The sequence below is a fragment of the Mesorhizobium sp. 113-1-2 genome, assembly GCF_016756475.1.
In the GTDB taxonomy this organism is placed as follows: Bacteria; Pseudomonadota; Alphaproteobacteria; order Rhizobiales; family Rhizobiaceae; genus Mesorhizobium; species Mesorhizobium loti_C.
In genome coordinates, this window is record NZ_AP023242.1 from 1,181,658 (window position 1) to 1,208,314 (window position 26,657).

Below are 26,657 nucleotides of genomic sequence, written 5' to 3' on the forward strand. Positions count from 1 at the left end.
CAGAGACGCCGAACCTGGGGGAGCCATGAGCAAATCACCAGCCACCCGCGAATTCGCCAGACGTGAACGGCCGCTCTCGCCGCACCTGACGATCTACCGGCCGCCGATCACGATGACGATGTCGATCATCCATCGCATCACCGGCGGGGCGCTTTATTTCGGTACGCTGCTGATCGCGGTCTGGCTGATGGCGGCGGCGAGCTCGCAAGCAACCTTTGACTGGGTCAACTGGGCCTTCGGCACCTGGCTCGGCCGGCTGATCCTGTTCGGCTACACCTGGGCGCTGATGCACCACATGCTGGGCGGCGTGCGCCACCTGGTCTGGGATACCGGCACCGGTCTCGAAAAGCACACCGCCTCGAAGATCGCCTGGGCGACGCTGGTCGGCTCGATCCTGCTCACGCTGCTGATCTGGGTCGCCGGCTACATGGCGCGGGGAGCCTGATCATGAGCGGCAAGAACAACACCGACATGCGCACGCCGCTGGCGAAAGTCCGCGGTCTTGGTTCCGCCCGTGAGGGCACGGGCCATTTCTGGCGTCAGCGCCTGACAGCCATCGCCAATATCCCACTGACACTGTTCTTCGTCGGGTTCCTGATCGCGCTCAACGGCGCCGGCTATACGGAAGTGCGGGCAGCGCTTGCCAATCCGTTCGTGGCTCTGGTGCTGGCGCTCGTGCTGGTCTCCGGGCTCATCCATATGCGGCTCGGCATGCAGGTGATCATCGAGGATTACGTGCATGGCGAAGGCGTCAAGCTGGCGCTGATCGCGCTCAATACATTTTTTACTGTAGCGGTCGGCGTCGCCTCGATCTTCGCCCTGCTCAAGCTGGCATTTGGAGGCTGAGTTGGCCAAAGACGCGAAATCAGCCAACACGGCAGGCTATACTTTTGTCGACCACAAGTTCGACGTGGTGGTCGTAGGCGCCGGCGGCGCCGGCCTGCGCGCCACGCTCGGCATGGCCGAGCAGGGCCTGCGCACGGCCTGCATCACCAAGGTGTTCCCGACCCGCTCTCACACCGTTGCGGCGCAAGGCGGTATTGCCGCTTCGCTTGCCAATATGGGCCCCGACAACTGGCAATGGCACCTCTTCGACACCGTCAAGGGTTCGGACTGGCTGGGCGACATCGACGCACAGGAATACATGGTCCAGCAGGCGCCAGCCGCCGTCTACGAGCTCGAACATTACGGCGTGCCGTTCTCGCGCACCGAAGAGGGCAAGATCTATCAGCGGCCGTTCGGCGGCATGATGATGAATTTCGGCGAAGGCCCGCCCGTACAGCGCACATGCGCCGCCGCCGACCGCACCGGCCATGCCATGCTGCATACGCTCTACGGCCAGTCGCTGAAGCACAACGCGCAGTTCTTCATCGAGTATTTCGCGCTCGACCTGATCATGGAGCCGGACGGCACCTGTACCGGCGTCGTCGCCTGGAACCTCGACGACGGCACCATTCACCGCTTCTCGGCCAAGATGGTGGTGCTGGCGACGGGCGGCTATGGCCGCGCCTATTTTTCGGCGACCTCGGCGCACACCTGCACCGGCGACGGCGGCGGCATGGCGGCGCGGGCCGGGTTTGCGCTGCAGGACATGGAGTTCGTCCAGTTCCACCCGACCGGCATCTACGGTGCCGGCTGCCTGATCACCGAGGGCGCGCGCGGCGAGGGCGGCTATCTCGTCAATTCCGAGGGCGAGCGCTTCATGGAGCGCTACGCGCCGTCGGCCAAGGACCTTGCCTCACGCGATGTGGTGTCGCGCTGCATGACGCTGGAGATCCGCGAGGGCCGCGGCGTCGGCCCGAAGAAGGACCACATCTTCCTGCATCTCGACCATCTCGACCCGGCCGTCTTGCACGAAAGGCTGCCGGGCATTTCGGAATCGGCCAAGATCTTCGCCGGCGTCGACCTGACCAAGGAGCCGATCCCGGTGCTGCCGACGGTGCACTACAATATGGGCGGCGTGCCGACCAACTACTGGGGCGAGGTGCTCAATCCGACGGCCAAGAACCCGGACCAGGTGTCGCCCGGGCTGATGGCTGTCGGCGAGGCCGGCTGCGCCTCGGTGCACGGCGCCAACCGGCTGGGCTCGAACTCGCTGATCGATCTTGTCGTGTTCGGTCGCGCGGCGGCGATCCGCGCCGGCCAGGTCATCGACCGCAAATCGGCAATCCCTTCGCCCAACGAGGCCTCGGTCGAAAAGATCATGGATCGCTTCGACCGGCTGCGCCACGCCAACGGCTCGACCCCGACGGCGGTGTTGCGGGAGAAGATGCAGAAGGCGATGCAAGAGGACGCGGCGGTGTTCCGCACCCAGGAATCGCTGGACAATGGCTGCAAGCGCATCTCGCAGATCTGGGGTGAACTCAAGGACATAAAAGTGTTCGACCGCTCGATGATCTGGAACTCCGACCTGGTCGAGACGCTGGAACTGGAAAACCTGATGGCCAACGCCATCACCACCGTCCATGGCGCCGCTGCGCGCAAGGAAAGCCGTGGCGCGCACGCCCGCGAGGACTTCTCGGCGCGTGACGACGCGACCTGGCGCAAGCACACGCTGGCGCGGCTCAACGAGGCCGGCGAGGTGGCGCTCAGCTATCGGCCGGTGCACACCGAACTGCTGCGGAAGGAAGCCGACGGCGGTATCAACCCGGCCAAGATCGCGCCCAAGGCCAGGGTGTACTGACCATGACACCGGCGGCCTCGGGATATTCCGGCACGCCCCTTCCGGCCAAGCTTGGCCTGAAGGACGGCATGACTGCCGCCTTCATCGCGCTGCCGCCGGAACTCGACGACCTGACTGACGCCGTGGCTTTTGCCGAAGTCGATCGGCTGGCCGATTGGTCTGCCATTTCAGGGGCTGTTTTGAAATACGACGCCGTTCATGCCTTCACCCGGCAGCGCGCCGAGATCGAGGATCGCCTCGGCGATGTCGAGGCGGCGATCAAGCGCAACGGCATGGTCTGGGTGTCCTGGCCGAAGAAGGCATCGAAAGTGCCGACCGACGTCACCGAAGGCGTCGTGCGCACCGAAGCGCTGAAACGCGACCTCGTCGACGTCAAGGTCGCCGCCGTCAATGAAATCTGGTCCGGGCTGAAGCTCGTCATCCGAAAGGACCTGAGGTAATGGTCGAACTGACGCTCCCCAAGAATTCGAAGATCCAGCAGGGCAAGACCTGGCCGAAGCCGGAAGGCGCCACCAATCTGCGGGAATACCGCATCTACCGCTGGTCGCCGGACGATGACGAGAACCCGCGCATCGACACCTATTTCGTCGACATGGACGATTGCGGGCCGATGGTGCTCGACGCGCTGCTGTGGATCAAGAACAAGATCGACCCGACGCTGACCTTGCGCCGCTCCTGCCGCGAAGGCATTTGCGGATCCTGCGCCATGAACATCGACGGCTCCAACACGCTGGCCTGCACCAAGGGCTGCGACGACATTTCCGGCGCCGTGAAAGTCTATCCGCTGCCGCATATGCAGGTGGTCAAGGACCTGGTGCCCGACCTCACCAATTTCTACGCCCAGCATGCCTCGATCGAGCCGTGGCTGAAGACGGTGTCGCCACAGCCGGCCAAGGAATGGCTGCAGAGCCACGAAGACCGCGAGAAGCTCGACGGGCTCTACGAGTGCATATTGTGCGCCTGCTGCTCCACCTCGTGCCCGAGCTACTGGTGGAACGGCGACCGCTATCTCGGCCCGGCGACGCTCTTGCAGGCCTATCGCTGGCTGATCGACAGCCGCGACGAGGCCAAGGGCGAGCGGCTCGACAATCTCGAAGACCCGTTCCGGCTCTATCGCTGCCACACCATCATGAACTGCGCCCAGACCTGCCCCAAAGGCCTCAACCCGGCCAAGGCGATCGCGGAGATCAAGAAGATGATGGTGGAGCGTCGAGTCTAACCGCGATCGCTTTTCCTTTTTGCGCGCCTTCGGCGACGCGGCTGCGGAGATCAAGAAGATGATGGTGGAGCGCCGAGTCTGACGCCGAAACTACCCGCTGACTTTTCGCCGGACGCCGTCGGGGCCCTCCGCGAACGCCTCGATCTGGTGCGAAGCCAGGGTGTAAAAATCCTGTTCGCCATCGAAAGCGGCAGTCGCGCCTGGGGTTTTCCGTCTCCGGACAGCGACTATGACTGCCGCTTTGTCTATATCAGGCGCGTGTCGGATCACCTCGTCCTGCAACAGCCGCGCGACGTCATCGAGTTTCCGATTGAAGGCGAGATCGATGCCGGTGGTTGGGATTTGCGCAAGGCCTTGCTCCTGGCGCTCGGCGGCAATGCGGTCATCGTCCGCGCTCGCATGTCGCCAAGATCGGCAGTTTTTCCGGCGAGGTGAAACTGAAGAAGCTGTTCTATTTGATCCGGCCATTGGTGGCCCTGGACTGGATGGAACAGCGCGGCTCTGCCGGCCTGCCGCCGATGAACCTCGGCGAATGCCTCGACCAGACGGCCGTGCCGGTGCCGGCAGCAAAGGAAATCCGCGGCCTGATCGAGCGGAAAAGCCGGACGCGGGAGATGGGGTCCGGTCTCATCCCGACCGCCATCGCGCGCTATCTCGAAGCGCGATATGGTCATCACGCAATGAACCTTGCCGCTCCGGTGAGGGATGATGCCCGCCAGGCGCGCAAACATGCCCTTGCAACCGTGTTTTATCGTCAGGAGGCTGAACAACTTTCATGAGCGAAGACCTTCCCATCCTCAATCCCGTCGAAGCCCGCGTGCTCGGTTGCCTGATCGAGAAGAAGGAGCTGACGCCTGACGTCTACCCGCTGACGCTCAATGCAGCCCTTGCCGCCGCCAACCAGAAGACGGCGCGCGAGCCTGTCATGGCGCTGGAGCAGACAGAGGTGCACCGCGGACTGAAGCTGCTCGAGCAGAAGGGGCTGGTGCGGCAGATGTTCGGCTCGCGCGTCGAGCGCTATGAGCATCAGATGGCGCAGCGCTTCTCGCTGACCACGCCGCAGACCGCCTTGATCGGCCTGCTCTTGCTGCGCGGGCCGCAAACGGCGCATGAACTCCTGGCGCGTAGCGAACGCATGGCGCGGTTTTCGACGATCGAAGATCTGCGCGCTGAACTCGACATGCTGATCGGCCGCCGGCCGCCGCTGATCCAGGAAATCCCGCGCGGGCCAGGCCAGCGCGAGGACCGCTACGTGCATCTTCTCGCAGGAGCCGTGGACGTTGCGGCCCTATCGGTCCAGCGCAGCGCGCCGGCCACGCCTCACTCTGACCTGCAGGCGAGAGTGGAGGCGCTGGAGCAGGAAGTCGCCGCTCTGCGCGCCCGGCTCGACGCGCTGGGGGCTTAACAGTCAACGGAGACGGCGGCGCGAGGCCCCCCTCTCTGTCCTGCCGGACGTTCGTCGTTCGAAAAGCCAAGCAATTGGCTTTCCGTCCGCTTCGCGGACCTTTCCTCAACCCCCTCAAGGGCGGAGATTGGCAGTTCCAGCGCTGGCGCTTCTCTTGCAACGTTGGTGATTTGCGAAAGCCGGCATGACATCTGATCTCCCCCCTTGAGGGGGAGATGCCCGGTAGGGCAGAGAGGGGGGCGAAGGATCGCTGCCCTTCAGATAGAAACGCCGATCACCCCAGCTTCGCGTCGAGCGACACCTTGATGGCGCCAAGCGCCTTGGAGACCGGGCATTCGGCCTTGGCCTTCTCGGCCAGTTCCTTGAATTTCGCCGCATCGATGCCGGGCACCTTGCCGACCAGCGTGATCGCGCTGCCGGTGATGCCGGTGCCCGGAACCAGCGTCACCACGGCCTTGGCGTCGAGCTCGGCGGCGGGCGTGCCGTTCTCGGCCAGGAAGTGCGAAAGCTGCATGGCGTAGCAGCCGGCGTGCGCGGCCGCGATCAGCTCTTCCGGATTGGTGCCGGATTTGCCGCTTTCATCCTCGAAACGCGCCTTGAACGAATAGGGCGTGCCTTTGAGCGTCCCGCTCTGGCTGTCGAGCGTGCCCTTGCCTTCTTTCAGATTGCCTTTCCAGACGGCGGTTGCGGTGCGGTCCATGAAGTCCTCCTTGGTTGTCTTGAACTTGGCCTGAGTGGCATCCGGTCAACTATAGCGCGGGTGGGCGCGAAGACCACTGCGCTGTTTGGACCACGGCACGATGAGGGCGCACGATGATGGCTCATGCCTTCCGGAAAAAATAACCGGGCTTTCCTGAAAAAATATTCGGACAAAAAATGTCGACTCCCACCCGGCCCAGCCGTCCTGCGGGCGGCCACGAGATTGTGGCCGGATGGAGGTTCACATGGACAATCTGTTTTTCGCATTGTGGAAGAGCCCGGGCAACAAGGCCGGGCGACAGGAAGACTTCTGGATGGATCCGCCGGCGCCCGTCTTCGGCCGGCTGCTTGCGGCTGTTGCCATCATCGGGGTCGCGGCATGCCTTCTTGACCATGCGGCGGCGGTCGAAGGCAAGGCTGACACGCTCGTTATCGCATCTTATGGTTCGCCGCAGCAGGGGAGGTCGCAATGAAATATGTCTGCCTGGTCTATGGCGAGGAAAAAGACCTCTACGCATTGACCGCGGAGCGCGGGGCCAAGCTCGACGCGGATTCACTGGCTTATGACAGGTCCCTGGACCAGGAGGGCAAGCTGATCATCGCGCAGGCGCTGCAATCGGTGAGGACGTCGAAGTCGGTGCGGCGGCGCGAGGGCAAGCGCCTTGTCACCGACGGCCCGTTCGCCGAAACCAAGGAACAGCTGCTCGGTTTCGTCATGGTCGAGGCCGACAATCTCGACGAAGCGCTGGACATCGCCGCCGGCATTCCGCTGGCCGAGATCGGCACGATCGAGGTGCGGGCGATCTACGACATACCGGGGTCATAGATGGCATCTGGCTTTGGCGGTTGGGGCGGCAGATCGGCTTGTTTAATCGCCAAAGCGTCACCAGCCGCAAATTGAATTTCTTGGCCGGGGTCAACTCTCGCGTGTTGAAGCAAGGCGACAGTTCTCTTATCGTCGCGCGGGTTCCTGGGGGATTTCGACATGCCTTTCCTGATTGCTGTCCTTGGCGTGCTCGGAGCGGCGGCGTTCTGGTGGTACCGGATGAAGGCCATGAACGACGCTGCGCGCGAGGTCGCCGACGTCGTCGGGCGCGTGCAAGGCAACATCAGGCGCAAGAAGCTGCGCAAGCAGGCGGCGCTATCGCCACTGACGGCGATCGACGACCCGGTGGTCGCCGCGGCGACGCTGATCACATCGATCGTCTCCGAGAATGGGCCCATCCTGCCGCAGCGCGAGGCCGTCATCCGCGCGGTCATTTCCGAGATCGCCGACAAGAAGAAGACCGACGAGGCGGTGATCTACGCCAAATGGGCGGCCTCGCAGATCGACGACACCACCGTCGTCATCGACAAGCTGGCACCGTTCCTGCGCGAGCGTCTGGATGTCGCCGAGCGCAACGACCTGCTGCAGATGGTCAACCGCGCTGCCCAGGGCGGCGAGAAGCGCCTTGAGATCGCCGACCAGCGCATGCTGCGGCTGCGGCAAAAGCTAGGTTTCGAGGTAAATTGAGGGTGTGCTGATATTCAGGTGAGGCTGGCCTGCAAACGACGGCTTCCTGCGCTTCCGGTGCTCACGTACTTAAGTACGCTCCGCTCCGGTTCTCGTAAGCCATCGTTTTCGACTCGGCCTGACCTGAATCTCAACACACCCTGGCGTGTGCGTGAGACAGTCAGATCGCTTCGCCCTTCAGCAGCCGTGGCGTGCCGGCCGACAGTCCCGACGCCTGGCGGATGAAAAACGCCTTCAGGCGCGGCATGCGCTCGACGAGGCCGAGGCCAATGTCGCGGACGGCGCGCAGCGGGGCGATGTCGTTGGAGAACAGCCGGTTCAGCACATCCGTCGTGATCCCCATCTGCACCGTGTCGAAGCGGCGCCATTGCTGGTAGCGCTCGAGCACGTCGAGAGCGCCGATATCCTGGCCGAGCCGGTCGGCCTCGACGATGACCTCGGCAAGTGCCGCGACGTCCTTGAAGCCGAGGTTGAGGCCCTGGCCGGCGATCGGGTGAATCCCGTGGGCGGCATCGCCGGCAAGCGCCACGCGTGGCGCGACGAAGGCGCGCGCGATGGTGAGGCCGAGCGGCCATGCGCGCGGCTTGTCGGCAACGCGGATTTCGCCGAGCTTCAGGCCGAAGCGCTGTTCGAGTTCATGCTCGAAGACGAGATCGTCGCCTTCCACCAGCGCTTTGGCATCTTCCGCGCGTTCGACCCAGACGATCGAGGAGCGGTTGGTGCCGTCCTCGTCGGGTTTCAGCGGCAGCGTGGCGAAGGGGCCGGCCGGCAAGAAGTGCTCTTCGGCGCGGCCATTGTGCGGGCGTTCATGCGCCACGGTGCAGACGATGCCGGACTGGCCATATTCCCATTTCACCGTCTTGATGCCGGCCATGTCGCGCAGCTTCGAGTTGACGCCGTCGGCGGCGACCAGCAGCCGCGCCGTCAGCGCGGCCCCGTCGGCCAGATGCACCGATATGCCGGCACCATTGGTCTCGAAACCCTGCACCGCCACGCCTTCGATGATGTCGATGCCGAGCTTTTCGGCCCGGGTCCGCAAGGCACCGTTCAAGGACTTGTTGGCGACCATATGCGCGAAGGGCTCGCCCGGCGCCACCTCGCCGCCGAAGGTCAGGAACACCGGGCGCACCGGATCGGCGCTGCGCGAATCGGTGATGATCATCTCGGTGATCGCCTGCGCCTGCGGCGCGATCTCGGCCCAGACGCCGAGCTGGTCGAGCATGCGGCAGGCGGCCGCCGCGATGGCCGAGGCACGACCGTCCCGTTGCCAGGCGCCGGCAGGCGCGGCATCGACCAGTGCCACCGCCAAATGGGGCCGCGCCTGTTTCAGCGAGACGGCGGTGGCCAGCCCGACATAGCCGGCGCCGGCGACGAGAACATCGAGCCCGGATCTGGTCTTGGCGTCCGCCTTGCGTTCCATCGTCTTAGCTCCTTGCGCGCCGGCCGTGGCTGGCGCCCTTGACGGCTCGTTCTTCCTGTCGGAAACCGCCATAGCAATTTTGCGGCGAGGTCACAAAACATGACGGCGGCGATCGACGAGCTTCTGCGCATTCTCGACCTCGAGAGGCTGGAACACAATCTGTATCGTGGTCGCAGCCCCCAGGTGGAGTGGCAGCGCGTGTTCGGCGGCCAGACGATCGCCCAGGCGCTGGTGGCGGCGCAACGGACGGTGGAGCCGGACCGCTTCGTGCATTCGCTGCACGGCTATTTCATGCGGCCGGGCGACATCAGGGTGCCCATCGTCTACGAGGTCGACCGCATACGCGACGGCGGCTCCTTCACCACCCGCCGCGTGCTGGCGATCCAGCACGGACAGGCGATCTTTTCGCTCGAAGCCTCGTTCCAGGTCGATGAGAAGGGACTGGAACACCAGTTCGCGCTGCCCGATGACGTGCCGCCGCCGGAAGGGCTGCAGACGCAGCGGCAGCTGCTCGAAAGGGCCGAGCGCGTGCCGGAGGCGGTGCGCCGCTTCTGGGCGCGCGAGCGGCCGCTGGAGCTCAGGCCGGTCAATCTCCAGCATTATGAAAGCCGCGACAAGCTGCCGCCTCGGCAGAATGTCTGGATCCGCCTTGCCGGGCCGGTTCCCGACGATCGCGCGCTGCAGTCGGTGCTGCTCGCCTATCTCTCCGACATGACGCTATTGGACACCTCGACCTTCGCGCATGGGCGCGGCCTGTTCGATCCCGACATCCAGGCGGCGAGCCTCGACCATTCGATGTGGTTCCACCGGCCGCATTCGCTCGACGGCTGGCTGCTCTATGCGCAGGACAGCCCGTCAAGCTCGGGATCGCGCGGCTTCAGCCGCGGCACGCTTTACGCGCGTGACGGCACGTTGATCGCCTCGATGGCGCAGGAAGGGTTGATCCGGCTCAAGCGTTGAGCATTGCGAGTCTTGTTTGAGCAGGATCTCTGGATAAACGAAAAGCGCTTGTCCGAGAAAACCGGGCTCGGCTTTCGGGATCGTGCTCAAAGCCGGCAAATTAGGCAAAATCGAAAAATTGCATAATTTTTGAGCATATGACGTGCCGCAGGCATTGGCACCTGCTGCCTCCAATCGCTCCATTCCCTTTGTTTACAACAGGTTAACATGCTGCTTCGGCACTTGGCACGGAGCTTGAATCCTTGTGGGCACTCTCCGGCTCTTTGGGATCGGTGAAGTCGTGCAAACGCGGGGGACCGCAACAGCAAAGGGTGAAACCTTATGAAAATCGTGATGGCAATCATCAAGCCGTTCAAGCTGGACGAGGTGCGCGAAGCGCTTACCGCCGTCGGCATCCAGGGCCTGACCGTCACCGAAGTCAAAGGCTACGGGCGTCAGAAGGGACATACGGAAATCTATCGCGGAGCGGAATACGCGGTCAGTTTCCTGCCGAAGATCAAGATCGAGGTCGCGGTCAGTGCCGACACGGTCGACAAGGCCGTCGAAGCCATCACCGCCGCGGCCAAGACCGGCCAGATCGGCGACGGCAAGATCTTCGTTTTCGGCATCGATCAGGCGGTGCGCATCCGCACCGGCGAAACAGACACCGACGCGCTCTGAGCGGCGAACACGTATTCCAATGGAGAGTTCAATGAATATTTCTTCCACCTTGAAGACGACGGGACGGGCGGCCCTTCTGGGCTCGCTTGCTCTCGCAGCATTGGGCAGCGTCGCCGCCTTCGCGCAGGAAGCAGCTCCGGCCGCTGCCGCTGCCGCGCCGGCCGCCGCTCCCACCCCGGTGCTCGACACCGGCAACACCGCCTGGATGCTGACCTCGACGGCGCTGGTGCTGATGATGACCATCCCGGGCCTGGCGCTGTTCTACGGCGGCATGGTGCGCAAGAAGAACGTGCTCGCCACCATCATGCAGAGCTTTGCCATCACCTGCCTGGTGACGGTGCTGTGGTTCATGTTCGGCTATTCGCTCGCCTTCTCCGACGGCGGCGGCATGAATGCCTATCTCGGCGGCTTCTCGAAATTCTTCCATCACGGCATCACGGTCTCGACGCTCTGGCTGCCTGGGGTCTCGAACATTCCTGAATTCGTCTTCTCGATGTTCCAGATGACCTTCGCCATCATCACGCCTGCCCTCATCGCCGGTGCCTTCGCCGAGCGCATGAAGTTCTCGGCGCTGCTGCTGTTCATGGCGTTGTGGCTGATCGTGGTCTATTGCCCGATCGCGCATTGGGTCTGGGGCGGCGGCTTCCTCGGCACGGCTGGCGTGCTCGACTTCGCCGGCGGTACGGTCGTCCACATCAACGCCGGTGTCGCGGGTCTGGTCTGCGCGCTGGTTCTGGGCAAGCGCGAAGGCTACGGCACCACCAACATGGCGCCGCACAACCTGGTCTATTCGGTGATCGGCGCTTCGCTGCTGTGGGTCGGCTGGTTCGGCTTCAACGCCGGTTCGGAACTGGCGGCCGACGGTCTTGCCGGCGCTGCGATGATGAACACGCAGGTCGCCACCGCTGCCGCCGCGCTCGCCTGGATGTTCGCGGAATGGATCGTCGCCAAGAAGCCCTCGGTGCTCGGCATCATCTCGGGTGCCGTCGCCGGCCTCGTCGCGGTGACGCCGGCTTCCGGCTTCGTCAACCCGACAGGCGCCTTCATCATCGGCATCGTCGCCGGCGTGCTCTGCTACATCTCGGCTGTCAAGGTGAAGCATATGTTCGGCTATGACGACTCGCTCGATGCCTTCGGCGTGCACGGCGTCGGCGGCATCATCGGTGCGCTGCTCACCGGTGCGCTCGCCGACCCGGCGATCAACGCGCTCGGCAAGGGCGGCTCGGTGGTCACCCAGCTCTACGGCATCGTCTTCACCATCCTGTGGACCGCGATTGCTACCTTCGTGATCCTCTACATCGTCAAGGCGCTGGTCGGCCTGCGTCCGACGACCCAGGAAGAGGTCGAAGGCCTCGATATCTCCCAGCATGGCGAAGTGGTGCCGTAAGGCCAGCCTCGCCAACGGGGCCGGCGGAACCCTCCTCCCGCCGGCCCCATTATTCCTTCACGCAATTCCAGGAAACCCGCAATTTGGCTTTCCTTGGAATTGCTCCAAAGATCCCGTCGTGACGTTCTCGAAAGAGGCTCACGCATTGAGGCCCGGAGCGATCCGGGCCTCTTTTTTTGGCAAAATCATCCTGATTGAGATCAACTTTGCGCCGTCACGTTCGTGTGAGGACGCTTTTCGAGGAAACATCGACCGCCCTGGCTCCGAACTGTGGATGCGATCGTCGTTATGACGCTCGTGTGTAAAAACACAGGGAAGGAACTCCTCATGAACTTCAAGAACATTTGCCTCGGGGCACTTGCTCTTTCCATGGTCAGCGGCGTTGCATTTGCCGGTGCACTCGATGAGCCGGACAATATGGCGCCGTTCTTCACCGATTCCAGCATGAAAACCATGAAGCCGATGGCGGAATTCAAGGCCGCCTTCATGGCCATGCCGATGGAAAAGCAGGAAGCAATGAAGAAGGAATGCCAGGATGCGGCGATGAGCAAGCCGCACGCCGAGTTCTGCGCCAACGTCCATATGCTCGGCGGCGCGAACTGATGCGTGAGACGGGCGGCCGGATGGCCTGACTGATGTCCATGAACGAGCGGATGATGGCGGGCCTTGGTGCCCGCCATTGCCTCGTTTGGTCAAAGCAGCGTTAGCGAAGACAGCAGGGTTCCCTGGCCCGACCGGCGGGTCTATCCACCGATCCCGTCATCCATCATGGTGTTTGTCAGCGCCTCATAGGCATTGCTGCAGGTCTGTGAATGGGGGCAATTCCAGACAATCAACGCCGGCGCCACCGTCAGGACGGCCGCAATCAGAATTTGCAGGCCCAGGCCCAGTACCCCAAATCCCTTGCCGAAGAGAGTTCTGTACAGAAAATACAGGCCCTGTATCAAACAGGCGAAGGCAAGCAGGTGCAGGAGTGGGCCGGTCGCCCGCGCGAAGGGCGTGATGTAGCCATCAGGAAAGCCCACCATGCCGAGGTCGATAAACCAATGCAGGGCGAGCACGAGGCTAAGCCCTGCCCAGGCGAGAGCCGCCACGCGAAGGAAGACAGATTGCATGCCTCTATCCACCTTGGTGGTCGCACGGCGACGCTGCACGCCCTGTCCGCTTCCGCTTCAACCTGAAGTGACGGGGTTTGATGATCTCAACCTCTTATAGTTAATGCGCCCTTAACCTTCCCACCGATAGTCTGGCATCCGAATCTGCCGGAGTGCGTCATGTGCTGCGGCCAGGCAATCACTGACGGGGAAGAGCATGCGTTCAGGGGCTTCAGCACCGCTCGCGCTGACCGATACGGGGCACGGCATCCAGGCTTTCGCACGGCGCCAGGTCGGCCGGCTGGTCGGCGCCGGCCTGTTCCTGGCTGTAGCCTTCGGGGTCGCCAGCCTCGCCACCTGGAACGTCGCCGATCCAAGCTTCTCGCACGCCACCAGCAACACCGTCACCAACGCCATGGGCTATGCGGGTGCCGTGTTCTCCGACCTTGCCATGCAGTTCTTCGGCCTCGCCGCGGTTGCGGCGCTGGTTCCGGCTGTGATCTGGGGGTATCTCTTGTTTTCGGCGCGCGGCGTCGACAGGCTGCCCAAGCGCGGACTGTTCTGGTTCGGTTTCGCGCTGCTCGCCGCCGCGATCGCCGGTTGCATCGTGCCGCCCAAGACATGGCCGCTGCCCACCGGCCTCGGCGGCGTGTTCGGTGACATGGTGCTCAAGATTCCCGGCGTGCTCATCGGTGGCTATCCAACCGGGCTGATCGCCAGCGTGTTCGCCGTCTTGCTGGCGGCGCCGACGCTCTGGCTGTTCGCCTATGGCTCGGCGCTGATCGGGCGCAAGAACGGCTTCGCCGTGATGGAGGAGCCGGCCGCCGCGGACCCGCGCGAGGACGATCTGCTGTTCGACAATGACGAGGATGAGGGCGACGAGGGCATACTAGCGCTCGGCGCCATCACCCATTGGTGGCTGTCGCTGCGCGCGTGGATGCATCGCCGCGCCGTGCGCCGCAGGCAGGAACGCGATGAGTACGAGCCGGAGATGGAGCCGCGCTCCACCGCTTGGCGGCGCGCCGCCGAACGGGTCGAATCGGCCGAATTCGCCGAACAGCGGATGAGCCCGGACGGCCGCGCTCGCGTCGAACCGGAATTCTTCGCCGCCATGGTCAATGACCGCAGCGTATCCGTCGATCCGGACGATGACGATATCTTCGACCGCGACGACGTGGATTTCGACGACGAGCCCGTCACCCAGCGCCGTGGGGCCCCCACGGCCAAGGTGCAGCAGTTCCGCTCCGACGCCGCAACCCGCGTCGAAGCGCCGGCGCCGCGCCCGGCCCCGGGCGCGCGCGTCCAGCGCGAGGCGCAGACCTCGCTGATCGGCTCGGACACGTTCGAAATGCCGTCGCTGCATTTCCTGTCCGAACCGAAGAACGTCGCCAAGGACGCAAGCCTGTCGAAGGATGCGCTGGAGCAGAATGCGCGCCTGCTCGAGGGCGTGCTGGAGGATTTCGGTGTCAAGGGCGAGATCATCGCCGTGCGACCCGGTCCGGTGGTCACCCTTTATGAGCTGGAACCGGCGCCCGGCATCAAATCGTCGCGCGTCATCGGCCTGTCCGACGACATCGCCCGCTCGATGAGCGCTATCGCTTGCCGCGTCGCCGTGGTTCCCGGCCGCAACGCGATAGGCATCGAACTGCCGAATGCCAAGCGCGAAACCGTCTACCTCCGGGAGATATTGGCCAGCCGCGATTTCGAGACGACCAAGTCCAAGCTGGCGCTGGCGCTGGGCAAGAGCATCAATGGCGAAGCGGTCATCGTCGACATCGCCAAGATGCCGCACGTGCTGGTCGCCGGCACCACCGGCTCCGGTAAATCCGTCGCCATCAACACCATGATCCTGTCGCTGCTCTACAAGCTGACGCCGCAGGAATGCCGGCTGATCATGATCGACCCGAAGATGCTGGAATTGTCCGTCTATGACGGCATCCCGCATCTTTTGACGCCCGTCGTCACCGATCCGAAGAAGGCGGTGGTGGCGCTGAAATGGACCGTGCGCGAGATGGAGGACCGCTACCGCAAGATGTCCAAAGTCGGCGTCCGCAACATCGACGGCTTCAACGCTCGCGTTCAGCTGGCCGAGAAAAAAGGCGAGAAGATTTCGCGCACGGTACAGACCGGCTTCGACCGTCAGACAGGCGAGGCGATCTACGAGACGGAGAATCTCGACCTCGAGCCGATGCCCTACATCGTCGTCATCATCGACGAAATGGCCGACCTGATGATGGTCGCCGGCAAGGACATCGAAGGCGCGGTGCAGCGCCTGGCGCAGATGGCGCGTGCCGCCGGCATCCACGTCATCATGGCGACGCAGCGTCCGTCGGTCGATGTCATCACCGGCACCATCAAGGCCAACTTCCCGACCCGCATCTCCTTCCAGGTGACGTCGAAGATCGACAGCCGCACCATTCTGGGCGAGCAGGGCGCCGAGCAGCTGCTCGGCATGGGCGACATGCTCTACATGGCCGGCGGCGGGCGCATCCAGCGCGTGCACGGGCCCTTCGTTTCTGACGACGAGGTCGAGAAGATCGTCGGGCATCTGAAGCTGCAGGGCGTGCCCGAATATCTCGACGCCATCACCGAGGATGATGACGAGGATGATGACGAACCGTCCGGCAAGGGCGGCTCCGGCGGGGGTGGCGGCAACAGCAATCTGGACGATTCCGACGATCCCTACGACCAGGCGGTGGCCGTGGTGCTGCGCGACGGAAAGGCCTCGACCAGCTATATCCAGCGTCGTCTCGGCATCGGCTACAACCGCGCCGCCTCGATCATCGAAAAGATGGAAAAGGAAGGCATTGTCGGCCCGGCCAACCATGCCGGAAAACGCGAGATCCTGGTGCCGACCGAAGACGACAAATTTTGATGGCGGGGAGTTCACGGCAACTTTGAACCCTCTGGCGCGTTGAGGCGAAGCAGCGCCGCGCTACCGCCAAACTTCAGCCCAACTGGGGGTTCACCACAGCGACAGATACAGGAACCACCAAGCGAGTGACCGACATGAAGAACGATCTTTCCGCACTCAGCGATTTTGCTCCCACCCGCCGCCAGCTGCTTGGCCTCGGCCTTGTCGCAGCGGGGGCCACCGCCCTCAATGTAGTGCCCGGCTTCGAGTTGCTGGCCTCGGCGCAGGCCGCCGTGCCTGCCGCCGCGCAGAAGATCGCCGACCATTTTTCCTCGGTCAAATCGATGAGCGGCGAATTCGTGCAGTTCGGCCCCAAGGGCGAGCAGACCGGCGGCAAGTTCTTCCTCGAGCGGCCGGGCAAGATCCGCTTCAACTATGACGGGTCATCGAATTTCAAGGTGATTTCGGACGGCAAGTCGGTGGTCATCCTCAACAAGAAAATGAAGACCTCCGATCTTTATCCGCTGTCGAAGACGCCGCTGAAATTGCTGCTCGACGACCGCATCGACCTCTCCGGCGACCGCGTCAAGAGCGTCAAGGAAGAAGACGACCTCACCACTATCAAGCTCGCCGACAAGTCGGTGTTCGGCAATGCGATGATCACCATGATGTTCGATCCGAAAACCTATGATCTGCGCCAGTGGACGATCACCGACGCACAGGGCAAGGACACCACGGTGATGATCTTCAACACCAAGGAAGGCGTCAGCTTCGCGCCCGACACCTTCGCCATCGACTATACGGCCAACCGAGAGCTGAACACCAAGACGCGGTAGACCGATCGCTCCAATAGCTGTGGAAAGTAATGGGCCGCGACTCGCCGAGCGCGGCCCGGCTTGTATTTGCAGCCTTCGGCTGGCAGGTTCCCGGGACTGACTCCGTCAATAGGCGTCTTCTCCGCCAGAGCCCAGCGGTCTGGCCGGACACACGCTGTCCTGGATTGCGAATGCCCTTTTCGATTGCCACCTGGAATATCAACTCCGTTCGCCTGCGCATGCCGATCGTCGAGCGCCTGCTCGACGAGTACGCCCCCGATGTGCTCTGCCTGCAGGAAACGAAAGTTCCCGATGAGCTGTTTCCCGAAAAGGCATTCCGCAGGCTCGGCTACCAACACATCGCCTTCCATGGCCAGAAGGGCTATCACGGCGTCGCGACGGTGGCGCGGCGGCCGATCGAGGTGGTCGAAAAGCGACGCTTCTGCGAGATCGAGGACAGCCGGCATCTGTCGGTGACGGTACGGGCCGGCGGCAAGACGATCCTGCTGCACAATTTCTACGTGCCGGCTGGCGGCGACGAACCCGATCCCGAAATCAACAAGAAATTCAAGCACAAGCTCGATTTCGTCGCCGAGATGAACGCCATCCGCGCCGAGCATAGCGAGGTGTCCGCCTCGGTGCTGGTCGGCGACCTCAACATCGCGCCGCTCGAGCACGACGTCTGGTCGCACAAACAATTGCTCAACGTCGTCAGCCACACACCCGTCGAGACCGAAAACTTCGAGGCGATGCGGCTCGCCGGCAACTGGGTCGACCTGATGCGGCTCAATGTGCCGATAGATCAGAAGCTCTACACTTGGTGGAGTTATCGCGCGCAGGATTGGGAGCTGTCCAATCGCGGCCGGCGGCTCGACCATGTCTGGTCGTCACCCAACCTGGTGTCTGATTTCGCCGGCTACGAGATCCTGCGGGCGGCGCGCGGCTGGGATCGACCGTCGGACCATGTGCCTGTGATTGCGCGGTTCGATCTCGATTGATTATCCGGACCGGCGCTTTTCCCACTCCGGCCGCAGTTGCGCCATGACCAGTTCGTCGCGATGCACGCCGTTGAAGAACGCACTGCCTCGCGCAACGCCCTCGGCTGTGAATCCAACGGCCTCATAGGCGCGCCGTGCGCGATGATTGTCCGGAAAGAGGCCGATGCAGAGCCGGTAGGCGTCGGTCTCGACAAAGACCCGCTCAACCGCCGCCGCGAGCAGCGCTCGGCCCTGGCCTTGCCCCGGCGCGACGACGGCTATGCGCTTGACCAATGTCACACGTTCGGCAGAAGCCCAACCGCGCAGGATCACGAAGCCGTTCGGCACGGAACGTTCGGTCCCTACGAAATAGGCGTGCGCACCGTCGGCAAAGGCTTGGCGATGGCGCGGCTCGTCCCAACGCCAACGAACGCGCCGTAGCCCTCGCGCCGTTCGGTGGCCATGATGAAGGGCAGGTCGTTTTCGGTGGCGCGAACAAGCTGAAAGGTCATGTCCGCCTCGCTCTCCTCAGCCGGAAAACCGCGGCGCCAGTTTCTCGATGCGGCGGATCATGGCCTGGAATTCCTCGGAAATGCGCTCGTGCAGTTTCACCGCGACTTCGGGATATTCCTCCAGGATGCGACGGAACATCTTGCGGCTGAGCCGGATCACTTCCGAGTCGATTTCGGCCGACGCGCTGGTCAGCCGGTTGGTGTCGGCGATCAATGCCAGTTCGCTCAGGATGGTGCCGGGGCCGGCGCTGCCGATGGGAATGCGCTCGCCGCCCTGCTCGCGATAGAGCACGATGCGTCCGCTGACCACGACGTAGGCCGAATCGGCCTCGTCGTCCTCGCGGTAAAGCTTGTGGTTGGCCTGCAGCAGGGTGTTCTCGGCGCCGAAGGCGAGCAGGCGCAGCTGTTCCTGCGTGAAACCCTGGAAGAGGCTCACGGCGGACAGGATGCGGATGTCGTCATCCAACGCCATCTCTAGCTGCGTCCCCGAACGGTCAGTCCAATCCCTCCTTCACGAGCAGATCCTGAATACCCTCCAACAGGATCGCACCCGAAAGCGGCCCGCCCAGACCGCTCTATCCATTTAGTTTTACGCAATTCCGGACGGAAAACCGCCCACACTTTTCCTGGAATTGCTAATTGGATAGTGAAATGTTTAAGGAACCAGCTTGTAGCCACCGCTTTCTGTCACAAGAATTTCCGCATTGGAAGGATCGCGCTCGATCTTCTGGCGCAGCCGGTAGACATGGGTTTCCAGCGTGTGCGTGGTGACGCCGGAATTGTAGCCCCAGACCTCCTCCAGCAGCACGTCGCGCGTCACCACCTTCTGGTCGGCGCGGTAGAGATATTTGATGATCGAGGCTTCCTTCTCCGTCAGCCGCACCTTGCCGCCGCGCGGGTCGATGAGCAGCTTCTGGCTAGGCTTGAAGGTGTAGGGACCGACCGAGAAGGTGGCGTCCTCGCTCTGCTCGTGCTGGCGCAACTGAGCGCGGATACGCGCCAGCAGCACCGCGAAGCGGAACGGCTTCGTGACATAGTCGTTGGCGCCGGCCTCGAGACCCAGAATCGTGTCCGAATCGGTGTCGTGGCCGGTCAGCATGATGATCGGCGCCTTGTAGCCGCCCTTGCGCAGGATCTTGACGGCCTCGCGGCCATCCATGTCGGGCAGGCCGACATCCATGATGAGCAGGTCGATGAGGCCGCCGCGCGCGGCGGTGACGCCTTTTGCCGCAGTCGCTTCCTGCAGCACGTCGAATTCCTCATAGAGGGCGAGTTGCTCGACCAGTGTGCCGCGCAGGTCGTCGTCGTCGTCGACGATTAGGATGGTGCGTGAAGTCATGGATCAATCCGTTGTTTTGAAAAGTGAATTCATTTGACCGCTGCGTATTTATGCGGAAGCTGGCCGACACAATAGCCGATCACAGTGATTTGTTCCGTGGCACGATCATACAAGAAAAAACGCGATCGCAATGCAGCCGGCGCAATTTTGCCAAAACGGCTGCGTGTGCTGACCGTGCGGGCAAGGCCCGGCCATCCAACACAGGGCCTGCTGCAGGCCGGAAAAATGGTGTTTGCCTGCGCGCTGGGGCGCGGTGGCATCTCGGCCGACAAGCGCGAGGGTGATGGCGCCACGCCGCTTGGCGCGATGCGGATCCTGTCGGGTTACTTTCGGGGAGATCAGTTTGCCGGTGGCCGCAGGACCCGGCTGGCGATGACCCCGATCGGGCCCGATCTCGGCTGGTGCGAGGTGCCGGACGACCGCAACTACAACAGGCCGGTCAGGATCCCCTATGGCGCCAGCCATGAGCGCATGCGGCGCGACGACCGGCTCTACGATGCCTGCCTGGTGCTCGACTGGAACATTTCGCCGCGTCGCCGCGGGCGCGGCAGCGCCATCTTCTTCCACCTGGCACGCCCAGGCTTCACGCCGACGCAAGGCTGTGTCGCGGTGACCGCGCGCACCATGGCGCGGCTCTTACCGCTGCTGTCGGACCGGACGGTGGTGAGGGTGGTGAGGTAGTGCAGTAGGGCAGTAGCGAGTGTCTTCCGGCGTCCTGACTTTCCCTATTGCCCTACCGCCTTATTCCCCTATCTCCTGCCCGGTTTCTGCCAACCCGTGCCCAGCAGGCCGATTTCGCGGAGTTCCCGGTCCATCACCTGTGCGATATCCCGGCGTTCGGCGCCGATGTCGCGCAACTGGCTCTCGGAGAGACCCTCAACAGACTCGTGCGGAAGCCGGGCGGCGACCCGCGCCTGACGCAGCCAATCGATTGCGGCGTGCAGCCAGGGTGCGATGCCGGAGCGGGATTTGAGGGCGGTGTGGGATTTCAGAGCGAGGTCGGTCATGGCTTTATCCGGTTTCTCCAGATGTCAAATCTGGTTTGAAGGTATCTCGATGCTGCAATCATGCCGGATTGAAAAATAAACGGGAAACGAGTAGTTCTTTTCAGATCATCAAGTTTTATTTGGAGACCGGATGTCTCGCCTCCTGCCCGGAACCCGCGCATTGAGGACCTTCGAGGCGGCAGCGCGTCACCTCAATTTCACCCGCGCCGCCGACGAGCTTGGGCTGACGCCGGCCGCGGTCAGCCACCAGGTCAAGGAGATCGAGGATCAGCTCGACCTGGTGCTGTTCACGCGCACCAGCCGCACCATGCGGCTGACGGAAGCGGGAAACGTGCTGTTCGAGGCCTCGATCGACGCGCTCGACCTGCTCAACCGGGCGGTGTCGCGGGCTCGCAAGACGACGCGCGGCACGGCGCTCTTGAAAGTGACGCTCGACGCGCAGTTCGCGACGAAATGGCTGATGCGGCGCATCGACGATTTTCGCCATCAAAGGCCGGGCATCGAGCTGCGCTTCGACATCACCTACGATGTCAGGGATTTCGAGCGCGACGACGTCGATATCGGCATCCGCTTCGGCACCGGCAAATATCCGGGGCTTTGCGCGCACCGGCTGTTCGACAACATCATCATTCCGGTGTGCAGCCCGGCCCTGCTTGCTTCTGGCCCGCCGCTCAATGAACCGCGCGACCTTTTCCGGCACACGCTCGCGCATATCGAATGGTCGCGGCAAGGCGTCACCTGGCCGAACTGGCGCATGTGGATGCAGGCGGCCGGCGTCGACGATTTCGACGACAGCCGCACCCTCGTCTTCGGCTCTTCGACCGACGCCACGCAGGCGGCACTCGACGGCAATGCCGTGGCGCTGGCTGACTTCGCCATGGTCGCCAACGATTTGTCGCAAGGGCGTCTCGTCCGCCCCTTCGAGCTCGGCATCAAGGTCGCGCCGGAGTTCGCCTATTTCCTGGTCTATCCGGAAACCGCAAAGGACGACGCGCGCATCGTCGCGTTTCGCGAATGGCTTCTCGAGGAGGCGGCAAAGACCCACGGCACGGAGGCATGAGCCGGCTGCGCCAGGTCCGATCTTCCGGTCACGACCGGGCGTTGTGGCCGAAGATCATGCGGGTGTATTTCTTCCATTTCCATTTCAGGCTTTTGTACAAACGCGGATAGTTTTTCGCGGAAATGGACGTCTGAAACGCGCCGTTTTCGCTGCCTTGTTCGACAATCGGACGTTCGAACCACAGCATCTCAATGCCGAGCTTCTCGTCCATCTGTTCGACCTGGTGGTCGATCGAGGTGTATATCTTGTTCTGCTCGATCCAGGCGCAGCGGGCTTCGGCGACCGGGCGGGTGATGAGATAGGAATCGGTGCATCTGGCATGCAGTGCCGGGTAAAGCCTCTGGCCCTTCCGCAATTTCCAGCTCGGTGTGTAGTAGTTGCTGCCATTGCCGAGATAGATGACGGCCTTGCGCGCAGGGCTGCCGAGTTCGGCAAGCCCCCGCCGGAACTTGGCGACGAAGTCGCGGGCGAGGAAGACGTCATCCTCGAAGACCAGGCAATAGGGCAGGTCGGTCTCGAGGAAATCACGCCAGATGCCGACATGTTTCAGCGCCAGCGAGACGGCTGGCGGGTGGGTAAAGGCGGGCGCGACCAGCTCGTTGCGGATCTCCGGGGTGATATCGGGCCGGTCCCAGTCCGTGTAAAAATAGACCGGCACGCCGCGCCGCTCGAATTCGCGGACAATATGGCGGCGCCGGTCGTCATAGCCCTGCTTGACGTGACAGATCCGGGTGAACACCAGGTCGCGTGGAAATCCCTGCTCATCCGCCATCGTCAACGCGCCCGTCTCAGCTTGCCGCGGCGCCGAACCAGCCGATCACAGCACCGATGATCAGCAAGACGCCGAGCCAATGGCCGCCATCGATGAGGGTCAGGCCCCAGCCGAAATTCTCGTAGCGATGGTTGACCGACAGCGTCGTGGCGACGAAACCCAGCCAAAGCACGAAGCCGAAGACAAGCCCGGCAAGCAATGTCGGCTCACCACCGGTCATCGCGCCGACAACCAGCGCCATGATGTAAGCCATGACCAGTTCGGCGATGAAGCTGATGACGAAAGGCAGCGGCGATTTCTTCATCGTCGCCGGATCGAGCTTGGCGGCCTTCAGCCAAGGCTTGCTCAACCCCATGTACCAGGCGGCGCCGAACAGCCAAGCCACGACGGCGGCGGCGATGACCGCCAGCCAGTTCACTGCTGAAAAATCCATGAGCTTCCCCCTCCTGACGCAGGCCATGTGACATCTTTTTGTTTTGACGCAATTCCCGTGGGAAAACCGCTAAGCACTTTTCCTGGAATTGCCCGATGCACGTTGTATCAAGCGCTTCGGCGATGGCGTCAAGCAAAGCGCCAGACGGTGGTGCGCTTGACCAGGGAATCCTCCAGCGCCCGCGTGACTTCCACCTCATAGACCGCAAGCGGCTCCAGCCCTGTCTTGGGCATATAGGACCGGCCGGGATCGCCGACGAAGATCTCGGCGCCACGCGCCTTGAGCGTCGCAAACCACGGCATCAGGCGGTCGGCGAAGGATTTGTCGTAGAAAACATCACCGGCGAGCACCACGTCCCAGCCCGCATCGGTGCCGATGCAGTCGCTGGCGAGGAAGTCGATGCCGACGCCATTGGCCTCGCTGTTGAGGCGGATCGCGGTGGCGCAGAACGGGTCGATGTCGGCGGCGATCACCCCGGCCGCACCAGCCTTGGCGGCAGCGATGGCGACGAGGCCGGAACCCGAGGCAAAGTCGAGCACGCGCTTGCCCCGCACCGTGTCGGGATTGTCCAGGACATAGCGGGCGAGGCCCTGGCCGCCGGCCCAGGCAAAGGCCCAGAAGGGCGGCGGCAGGCCGATCTCCACCAGTTCGTCCTCGGTCCGCTGCCAAAGATCGTGGGCTTCATCGGCCAGATGCAGCAGAATCTCAGGCACGTGCGGCGGCGCCATAAGCGCCGTGTTGTCGAGGATAAACTGCTTGGCGCTGTGCGGGGTGAGGGCCGTCACGGAGCAGGCGTCAGGCCGCCCATGCGGCAGACTTCCTTCCATTCGGCCGGGGTGACCGGCTGCACGGAAAGCCGCCCAAGCCGCACCAGCGCCATGTCGGCAAGCTTCGGATTGGCTTTTACCTGTTCCAGCGTCGGCGGGTTCGGCACATCGCGAACCGCCCGGATGTCGACGCATTCCCAGCGCGGATCGTCGGAGGTGGTGTCGGGGTGGGCCAGCGCGCAGACCTCAGCGATGCCGACGATGTTGAGCCCCTCATTGGAATGGTAGAAGAAACCGAGATCGCCGATCTGCATGGCCTTCATATTGTTGCGGGCGGCGTAGTTGCGCACGCCGTCCCACTGCGTGCCGGCCTTGCCCTTGGCCTTCAACGCCTCGAAGGAGAAAACCGAGGGTTCGGATTTGAACAGCCAGTAGTTCATGTTTTCTCCTCCTTGCGATCCAGGTGCGGCGACTGGATTAACTAGCCGCCGGCTTGTTGAACGTCCAGTTCCACTGGCGGATTTCGACGCTTTCGAACAGTCCGGCCTTGGCATAGGGGTCTGCGGCCGACAAGGCCTGTGCGGCGGCCAGATCCGGCGCCTCGACGACTACGAGGCTGCCATTGGGCTTGCCATCGGCATCGAGGAACGGACCGGCAAAGGCCAGTTTCTTCTGCGCATTCAGCTCTTCGAGAAAGGCGACATGCACGGGCCGCGTGTCGAGGCGTATCTGCAGGCTTCCCGGCTTGTCCTTGCAAACAAAAGCAAACAGCATGGTCTTCTCCTGGTTCTTGGGATCGAGGTCGAGGGGATCAATCGTTGGTTTCGGTCTTCAGCGGCCGAGTCATCAGGGCCGTCACGGCCTGGCGGATGGTGATGGCGCCGTCCAGAATGGCCGCGACGGCGGTGATGATCGGTGCGTCGATGCCACGTTCGGCGGCGATGCGGGCGGCGATCGCTGCCGTCGGCACGCCCTCGGCCAGCGGCAGTCCGGCAAGCGCCTTGCCTTGCCCGAGCGCCAGCCCGTAGGCGAAATTGCGCGATTGGGCGGATGAGCAGGTCAGCAGCAGGTCGCCAAGGCCGGAAAGCCCCATCAGGGTCTCTGGCCTGGCGCCGAAGGCCGCACCGATGCGGCGCAGTTCGACGAAGCCGCGCGTCACCATGGCGGCCTGGGCGCTGGCGCCGAGCCCGGCGCCGGTGACGGCACCGGCGGCAATGGCAAAGACGTTCTTCAAAGCGCCGCCGATCTCGACGCCGATCAGGTCGTCGCTCGAATAGCAGCGCAGATTCTCGGCGGAAAAGCGGGCGGCAAGGTCCGCCGCCAGGGTCTCGTCGCCGGCGGCGACCACCACCGCCGTCGGCAGGCCGCGGGCGACATCGGTGGCAAAACTTGGGCCGGAGAGCGCGGCGACCGGGTTTCGCGGCAGGATTTCGCTAGCGATGGCCGACAGCAAGGCGCCGGTGTCGCGCTCGATGCCCTTGGCGCAGAGAACGAGCGGGATGCCGTCAGGCATATGATCCTTCGCTGCCGCCAGTGTCGCCCGCAGCGACTGCGCCGGCGTCACCGCCAGCACGCAATCGGCCCCGGAGAGCGCCGCCGCAATGTCGGATGTCGCCTCGATGCCGGGTGCAATGGCGATGCCGGGCAGGTAGCGCGGATTCTCGCCGCGGCCGATCGCGGCCACGGTTTCCGGGTCGCGCGCGAACAGGCGCACCGCATGGCCGGCGCGCAGCATGGCCAGGGCCAGCGCTGTGCCCCAGGCGCCGCCGCCGAGCACGGTGACGCGCCAGCTACCTTTCCCGGGATTGCCGACGTCTTGGCCGCTCATGGCTTCATCAGTCATGCCTTGGCTCCGCGCCGGCCGGAACCAACCATCGGTGCCGAGATGCTGTCGAGCGGCCAGCGCGAGCGCGGCACGAAATCGAAGCCGTTCTCCTGCGCCATGCCTTCGCGCAGCCGTTCGATGCCGGCCCAGGCGATCATCGCGGCGTTGTCGGTGCACAGTTTGAGCGGCGGCGCGACGAAGGTGAAGCCGGCGTCAGTGCAGAGGCGTTCCAGCGTCGCCTTGATGGTGCGGTTGGCGGCGACGCCGCCGGCAACGACCAGAGCCGGGTTCTTCGTGCCGGGGAATGTCTGGCTGAATCGTGCCAGCGCGCGGGAGACGCGGTCAGCCAGCGCATCGGCCACCGCCGCCTGGAATGAGGCGCAGATGTCGGCGACGTCCTGGTCGCTCAAGGGCTCGATCGCTGTCGCCGCCTGGCGCACGGCGGTCTTCAAGCCGGAGAAGGAGAAATCGGGCTGCGCCGAGCCCTTCATGGGGCGAGGAAAGGCGAAGCGCTTGTCGTCGCCCTTCTGTGCCGCCTTCTCGACATTCGGGCCGCCGGGATAGGGCAGGCCGAGCATCTTGGCGGTCTTGTCGAAGGCTTCGCCGAGCGCGTCGTCGATGGTGGTGGCCCAGCGCTGATAGTCGCCGACGCCGCGCACCGCCAAGATCTGCGTGTGACCGCCGGAGACCAGCAGCAGCAGATAGGGGAATTCGAGCCCGTCGGTCAGCCGCGCGGTCAAGGCATGGCCTTCGAGGTGGTTGACGGCGATCAACGGCTTGCCGGCTGCCGCGGCGATCGCCTTGGCTGTCATCAGCCCGACGATCAGGCCGCCGACCAGGCCGGGGCCGGCGGTGGCGGCGATCGCATCGATATCGGCTAGGGCCGTGCCCGAATCGGCAAGAGCGGCCTCGACTATGCCGTCCAGCGCCTCGACATGGGCGCGCGCGGCGATCTCGGGCACGACCCCGCCGAAGGCGGCATGCTCCTCGATCTGGGAAAGCACGATGTTGGACAGGATTTTCGGCGCGGCATCGCCTTCGAGCGCCACGACACTGGCGGCGGTCTCGTCGCAACTCGTCTCAATGCCCAGAACACGGATCAATTCGTCGCTATCCCAAGAGATTGTTTATCGGGCCTTTCCCCGTTAGGAGAAAGCCCGAAAAGGCCTCGGTTATTTCGGCCGCATTTCCGCGACGCCAAGTGGCTCCACTTGGCTGCAAAATGCTCCGGCCGGGGGTTATCACGGACGGCGCGC

At 63.7% G+C, this 26,657-nt stretch carries 34 protein-coding genes and 1 pseudogene; 20 read left to right on the forward strand and 15 right to left on the reverse strand.

Features of this window, described 5'->3' with window-relative positions:
• The first annotated feature begins 25 nt into the window (after window positions 1–25).
• From sdhC to JN279_RS05610, 8 genes are all read left to right on the forward strand, one after another.
• A complete protein-coding gene (sdhC, locus tag JN279_RS05575) occupies window positions 26–445 on the forward strand; it encodes a succinate dehydrogenase, cytochrome b556 subunit (RefSeq protein ID WP_202352236.1) in 420 nt (139 codons plus the stop codon).
• 2 nt (window positions 446–447) lie between these two features.
• Window positions 448–846 carry a succinate dehydrogenase, hydrophobic membrane anchor protein gene (sdhD, locus tag JN279_RS05580; RefSeq protein WP_096451638.1) on the forward strand — a complete coding sequence of 133 codons (399 nt, stop codon included), beginning with the start codon at window positions 448–450 and terminating at the stop codon, window positions 844–846.
• A 1-nt stretch (window position 847) separates the two neighbouring features.
• Window positions 848–2,683, forward strand: a complete 1,836-nt coding sequence (gene sdhA, locus JN279_RS05585) for a succinate dehydrogenase flavoprotein subunit (RefSeq protein WP_096451636.1) — start codon at window positions 848–850, stop codon at window positions 2,681–2,683.
• 2 nt (window positions 2,684–2,685) lie between these two features.
• Window positions 2,686–3,123, forward strand: coding sequence for a DUF3052 family protein (locus tag JN279_RS05590; protein ID WP_096451634.1), 438 nt, complete (start codon window positions 2,686–2,688; stop codon window positions 3,121–3,123).
• Window positions 3,123–3,902, forward strand: a complete 780-nt coding sequence (locus tag JN279_RS05595; RefSeq protein ID WP_010912301.1) for a succinate dehydrogenase iron-sulfur subunit — start codon at window positions 3,123–3,125, stop codon at window positions 3,900–3,902. Before JN279_RS05590 ends, JN279_RS05595 begins: the two co-directional genes overlap by 1 nt.
• Before the next feature lie 147 nt (window positions 3,903–4,049).
• Entirely contained in the window at window positions 4,050–4,337 is a 288-nt protein-coding gene (locus JN279_RS38655; RefSeq protein WP_274608662.1) for a nucleotidyltransferase domain-containing protein, read from the forward strand.
• 50 nt (window positions 4,338–4,387) lie between these two features.
• Window positions 4,388–4,681, forward strand: a complete 294-nt coding sequence (locus JN279_RS38660; RefSeq protein ID WP_274608711.1) for a hypothetical protein — start codon at window positions 4,388–4,390, stop codon at window positions 4,679–4,681.
• On the forward strand, window positions 4,678–5,307 hold the full coding sequence (locus JN279_RS05610; RefSeq protein ID WP_202352238.1) for a YceH family protein: 630 nt from the start codon (window positions 4,678–4,680) through the stop codon (window positions 5,305–5,307). Before JN279_RS38660 ends, JN279_RS05610 begins: the two co-directional genes overlap by 4 nt.
• A 274-nt stretch (window positions 5,308–5,581) precedes the next feature.
• Here the strand turns inward: JN279_RS05610 and JN279_RS05615 are convergent, their stop codons facing one another.
• Window positions 5,582–6,007: an OsmC family protein gene (locus JN279_RS05615; RefSeq protein WP_069090493.1), complete on the reverse strand. Its 426-nt coding sequence runs from the start codon at window positions 6,005–6,007 to the stop codon at window positions 5,582–5,584.
• Window positions 6,008–6,251: 244 nt separating this feature from the next.
• Between JN279_RS05615 and JN279_RS05620 the strand changes: the two genes are divergently transcribed.
• The 3 genes from JN279_RS05620 to JN279_RS05630 all read left to right on the forward strand — a co-directional run bounded on the left by JN279_RS05620 (window position 6,252) and on the right by JN279_RS05630 (window position 7,519).
• Complete coding sequence (locus JN279_RS05620) at window positions 6,252–6,479, forward strand: hypothetical protein (protein ID WP_096451628.1); 228 nt, start codon at window positions 6,252–6,254, stop codon at window positions 6,477–6,479.
• Window positions 6,476–6,832 (forward strand): YciI family protein, encoded by a 357-nt coding sequence (locus tag JN279_RS05625; protein WP_202352239.1) that lies wholly within the window; start codon window positions 6,476–6,478, stop codon window positions 6,830–6,832. Before JN279_RS05620 ends, JN279_RS05625 begins: the two co-directional genes overlap by 4 nt.
• A 159-nt stretch (window positions 6,833–6,991) precedes the next feature.
• Window positions 6,992–7,519 (forward strand): hypothetical protein, encoded by a 528-nt coding sequence (locus JN279_RS05630; protein WP_202352240.1) that lies wholly within the window; start codon window positions 6,992–6,994, stop codon window positions 7,517–7,519.
• Between the two features lie 160 nt (window positions 7,520–7,679).
• On the opposite strand, the gene JN279_RS05635 is transcribed toward JN279_RS05630, so the two are convergent.
• Window positions 7,680–8,939: a ubiquinone biosynthesis hydroxylase gene (locus JN279_RS05635; protein ID WP_096451622.1), complete on the reverse strand. Its 1,260-nt coding sequence runs from the start codon at window positions 8,937–8,939 to the stop codon at window positions 7,680–7,682.
• A gap of 99 nt (window positions 8,940–9,038) precedes the next feature.
• Here JN279_RS05635 and tesB point away from each other — a divergent pair, with 99 nt between their 5' ends.
• The 4 genes from tesB to JN279_RS05655 all read left to right on the forward strand — a co-directional run bounded on the left by tesB (window position 9,039) and on the right by JN279_RS05655 (window position 12,549).
• Window positions 9,039–9,899, forward strand: coding sequence for an acyl-CoA thioesterase II (tesB, locus tag JN279_RS05640; protein WP_095202728.1), 861 nt, complete (start codon window positions 9,039–9,041; stop codon window positions 9,897–9,899).
• 321 nt (window positions 9,900–10,220) lie between these two features.
• On the forward strand, window positions 10,221–10,559 hold the full coding sequence (locus JN279_RS05645) for a P-II family nitrogen regulator (protein ID WP_010912291.1): 339 nt from the start codon (window positions 10,221–10,223) through the stop codon (window positions 10,557–10,559).
• Between the two features lie 31 nt (window positions 10,560–10,590).
• Entirely contained in the window at window positions 10,591–11,946 is a 1,356-nt protein-coding gene (locus JN279_RS05650) for an ammonium transporter (RefSeq protein WP_010912290.1), read from the forward strand.
• A gap of 327 nt (window positions 11,947–12,273) precedes the next feature.
• Complete coding sequence (locus JN279_RS05655) at window positions 12,274–12,549, forward strand: hypothetical protein (protein WP_096451620.1); 276 nt, start codon at window positions 12,274–12,276, stop codon at window positions 12,547–12,549.
• Window positions 12,550–12,689: 140 nt separating this feature from the next.
• Here the strand turns inward: JN279_RS05655 and JN279_RS05660 are convergent, their stop codons facing one another.
• Window positions 12,690–13,061, reverse strand: coding sequence for a hypothetical protein (locus JN279_RS05660; protein WP_202352241.1), 372 nt, complete (start codon window positions 13,059–13,061; stop codon window positions 12,690–12,692).
• Window positions 13,062–13,257: 196 nt separating this feature from the next.
• Between JN279_RS05660 and JN279_RS05665 the strand changes: the two genes are divergently transcribed.
• The 3 genes from JN279_RS05665 (at window position 13,258) to JN279_RS05675 (ending at window position 17,707) form a co-directional block, all read left to right on the forward strand.
• On the forward strand, window positions 13,258–15,915 hold the full coding sequence (locus tag JN279_RS05665; protein ID WP_202352242.1) for a DNA translocase FtsK: 2,658 nt from the start codon (window positions 13,258–13,260) through the stop codon (window positions 15,913–15,915).
• Window positions 15,916–16,049: 134 nt separating this feature from the next.
• Window positions 16,050–16,730, forward strand: a complete 681-nt coding sequence (locus JN279_RS05670) for an outer membrane lipoprotein carrier protein LolA (protein WP_096451614.1) — start codon at window positions 16,050–16,052, stop codon at window positions 16,728–16,730.
• A gap of 170 nt (window positions 16,731–16,900) precedes the next feature.
• A complete protein-coding gene (locus JN279_RS05675) occupies window positions 16,901–17,707 on the forward strand; it encodes an exodeoxyribonuclease III (RefSeq protein WP_202352243.1) in 807 nt (268 codons plus the stop codon).
• Here the strand turns inward: JN279_RS05675 and JN279_RS05680 are convergent.
• From JN279_RS05680 to JN279_RS05690, 4 genes and pseudogenes are all read right to left on the reverse strand, one after another.
• Window positions 17,708–18,046: pseudogene (locus JN279_RS05680) on the reverse strand (GNAT family N-acetyltransferase); the annotation flags it as partial.
• 2 nt (window positions 18,047–18,048) lie between these two features.
• Window positions 18,049–18,198 carry a hypothetical protein gene (locus JN279_RS38135; protein WP_244734424.1) on the reverse strand — a complete coding sequence of 50 codons (150 nt, stop codon included), beginning with the start codon at window positions 18,196–18,198 and terminating at the stop codon, window positions 18,049–18,051.
• A 16-nt stretch (window positions 18,199–18,214) separates the two neighbouring features.
• Entirely contained in the window at window positions 18,215–18,670 is a 456-nt protein-coding gene (locus JN279_RS05685; RefSeq protein WP_202352244.1) for a Crp/Fnr family transcriptional regulator, read from the reverse strand.
• A 183-nt stretch (window positions 18,671–18,853) separates the two neighbouring features.
• Window positions 18,854–19,537: a response regulator transcription factor gene (locus JN279_RS05690; protein WP_010912284.1), complete on the reverse strand. Its 684-nt coding sequence runs from the start codon at window positions 19,535–19,537 to the stop codon at window positions 18,854–18,856.
• An 84-nt stretch (window positions 19,538–19,621) separates the two neighbouring features.
• On the opposite strand from JN279_RS05690, the gene JN279_RS05695 reads away from it, so the two are divergent.
• Window positions 19,622–20,218 (forward strand): L,D-transpeptidase family protein, encoded by a 597-nt coding sequence (locus JN279_RS05695; RefSeq protein WP_244734425.1) that lies wholly within the window; start codon window positions 19,622–19,624, stop codon window positions 20,216–20,218.
• Window positions 20,219–20,286: 68 nt separating this feature from the next.
• Here JN279_RS05695 and JN279_RS05700 read toward each other — a convergent pair whose 3' ends face one another.
• A complete protein-coding gene (locus JN279_RS05700; protein WP_096451604.1) occupies window positions 20,287–20,544 on the reverse strand; it encodes a hypothetical protein in 258 nt (85 codons plus the stop codon).
• Between the two features lie 130 nt (window positions 20,545–20,674).
• On the opposite strand from JN279_RS05700, the gene gcvA reads away from it, so the two are divergent.
• Entirely contained in the window at window positions 20,675–21,604 is a 930-nt protein-coding gene (gene gcvA / locus JN279_RS05705; protein WP_096451602.1) for a transcriptional regulator GcvA, read from the forward strand.
• 28 nt (window positions 21,605–21,632) lie between these two features.
• On the opposite strand, the gene JN279_RS05710 is transcribed toward gcvA, so the two are convergent.
• The 7 genes from JN279_RS05710 to tsaD form a co-directional block, all read right to left on the reverse strand.
• Entirely contained in the window at window positions 21,633–22,376 is a 744-nt protein-coding gene (locus JN279_RS05710; RefSeq protein WP_096451600.1) for a glycosyltransferase family 25 protein, read from the reverse strand.
• Window positions 22,377–22,392: 16 nt separating this feature from the next.
• Complete coding sequence (locus JN279_RS05715) at window positions 22,393–22,809, reverse strand: DUF1761 domain-containing protein (protein ID WP_096451598.1); 417 nt, start codon at window positions 22,807–22,809, stop codon at window positions 22,393–22,395.
• 128 nt (window positions 22,810–22,937) lie between these two features.
• Entirely contained in the window at window positions 22,938–23,636 is a 699-nt protein-coding gene (locus tag JN279_RS05720; RefSeq protein WP_202352245.1) for a class I SAM-dependent methyltransferase, read from the reverse strand.
• Window positions 23,591–24,016 (reverse strand): EVE domain-containing protein, encoded by a 426-nt coding sequence (locus JN279_RS05725; RefSeq protein WP_202352246.1) that lies wholly within the window; start codon window positions 24,014–24,016, stop codon window positions 23,591–23,593. The genes JN279_RS05720 and JN279_RS05725 overlap by 46 nt, the downstream gene beginning before the upstream one ends.
• A gap of 37 nt (window positions 24,017–24,053) precedes the next feature.
• Window positions 24,054–24,350 (reverse strand): YciI-like protein, encoded by a 297-nt coding sequence (locus JN279_RS05730; protein ID WP_202352247.1) that lies wholly within the window; start codon window positions 24,348–24,350, stop codon window positions 24,054–24,056.
• A 37-nt stretch (window positions 24,351–24,387) separates the two neighbouring features.
• Window positions 24,388–25,419 carry an NAD(P)H-dependent glycerol-3-phosphate dehydrogenase gene (locus JN279_RS05735; RefSeq protein ID WP_202352248.1) on the reverse strand — a complete coding sequence of 344 codons (1,032 nt, stop codon included), beginning with the start codon at window positions 25,417–25,419 and terminating at the stop codon, window positions 24,388–24,390.
• On the reverse strand, window positions 25,416–26,501 hold the full coding sequence (gene tsaD / locus JN279_RS05740; RefSeq protein ID WP_202353652.1) for a tRNA (adenosine(37)-N6)-threonylcarbamoyltransferase complex transferase subunit TsaD: 1,086 nt from the start codon (window positions 26,499–26,501) through the stop codon (window positions 25,416–25,418). The genes JN279_RS05735 and tsaD overlap by 4 nt, the downstream gene beginning before the upstream one ends.
• Window positions 26,502–26,657: the final 156 nt, after the last annotated feature.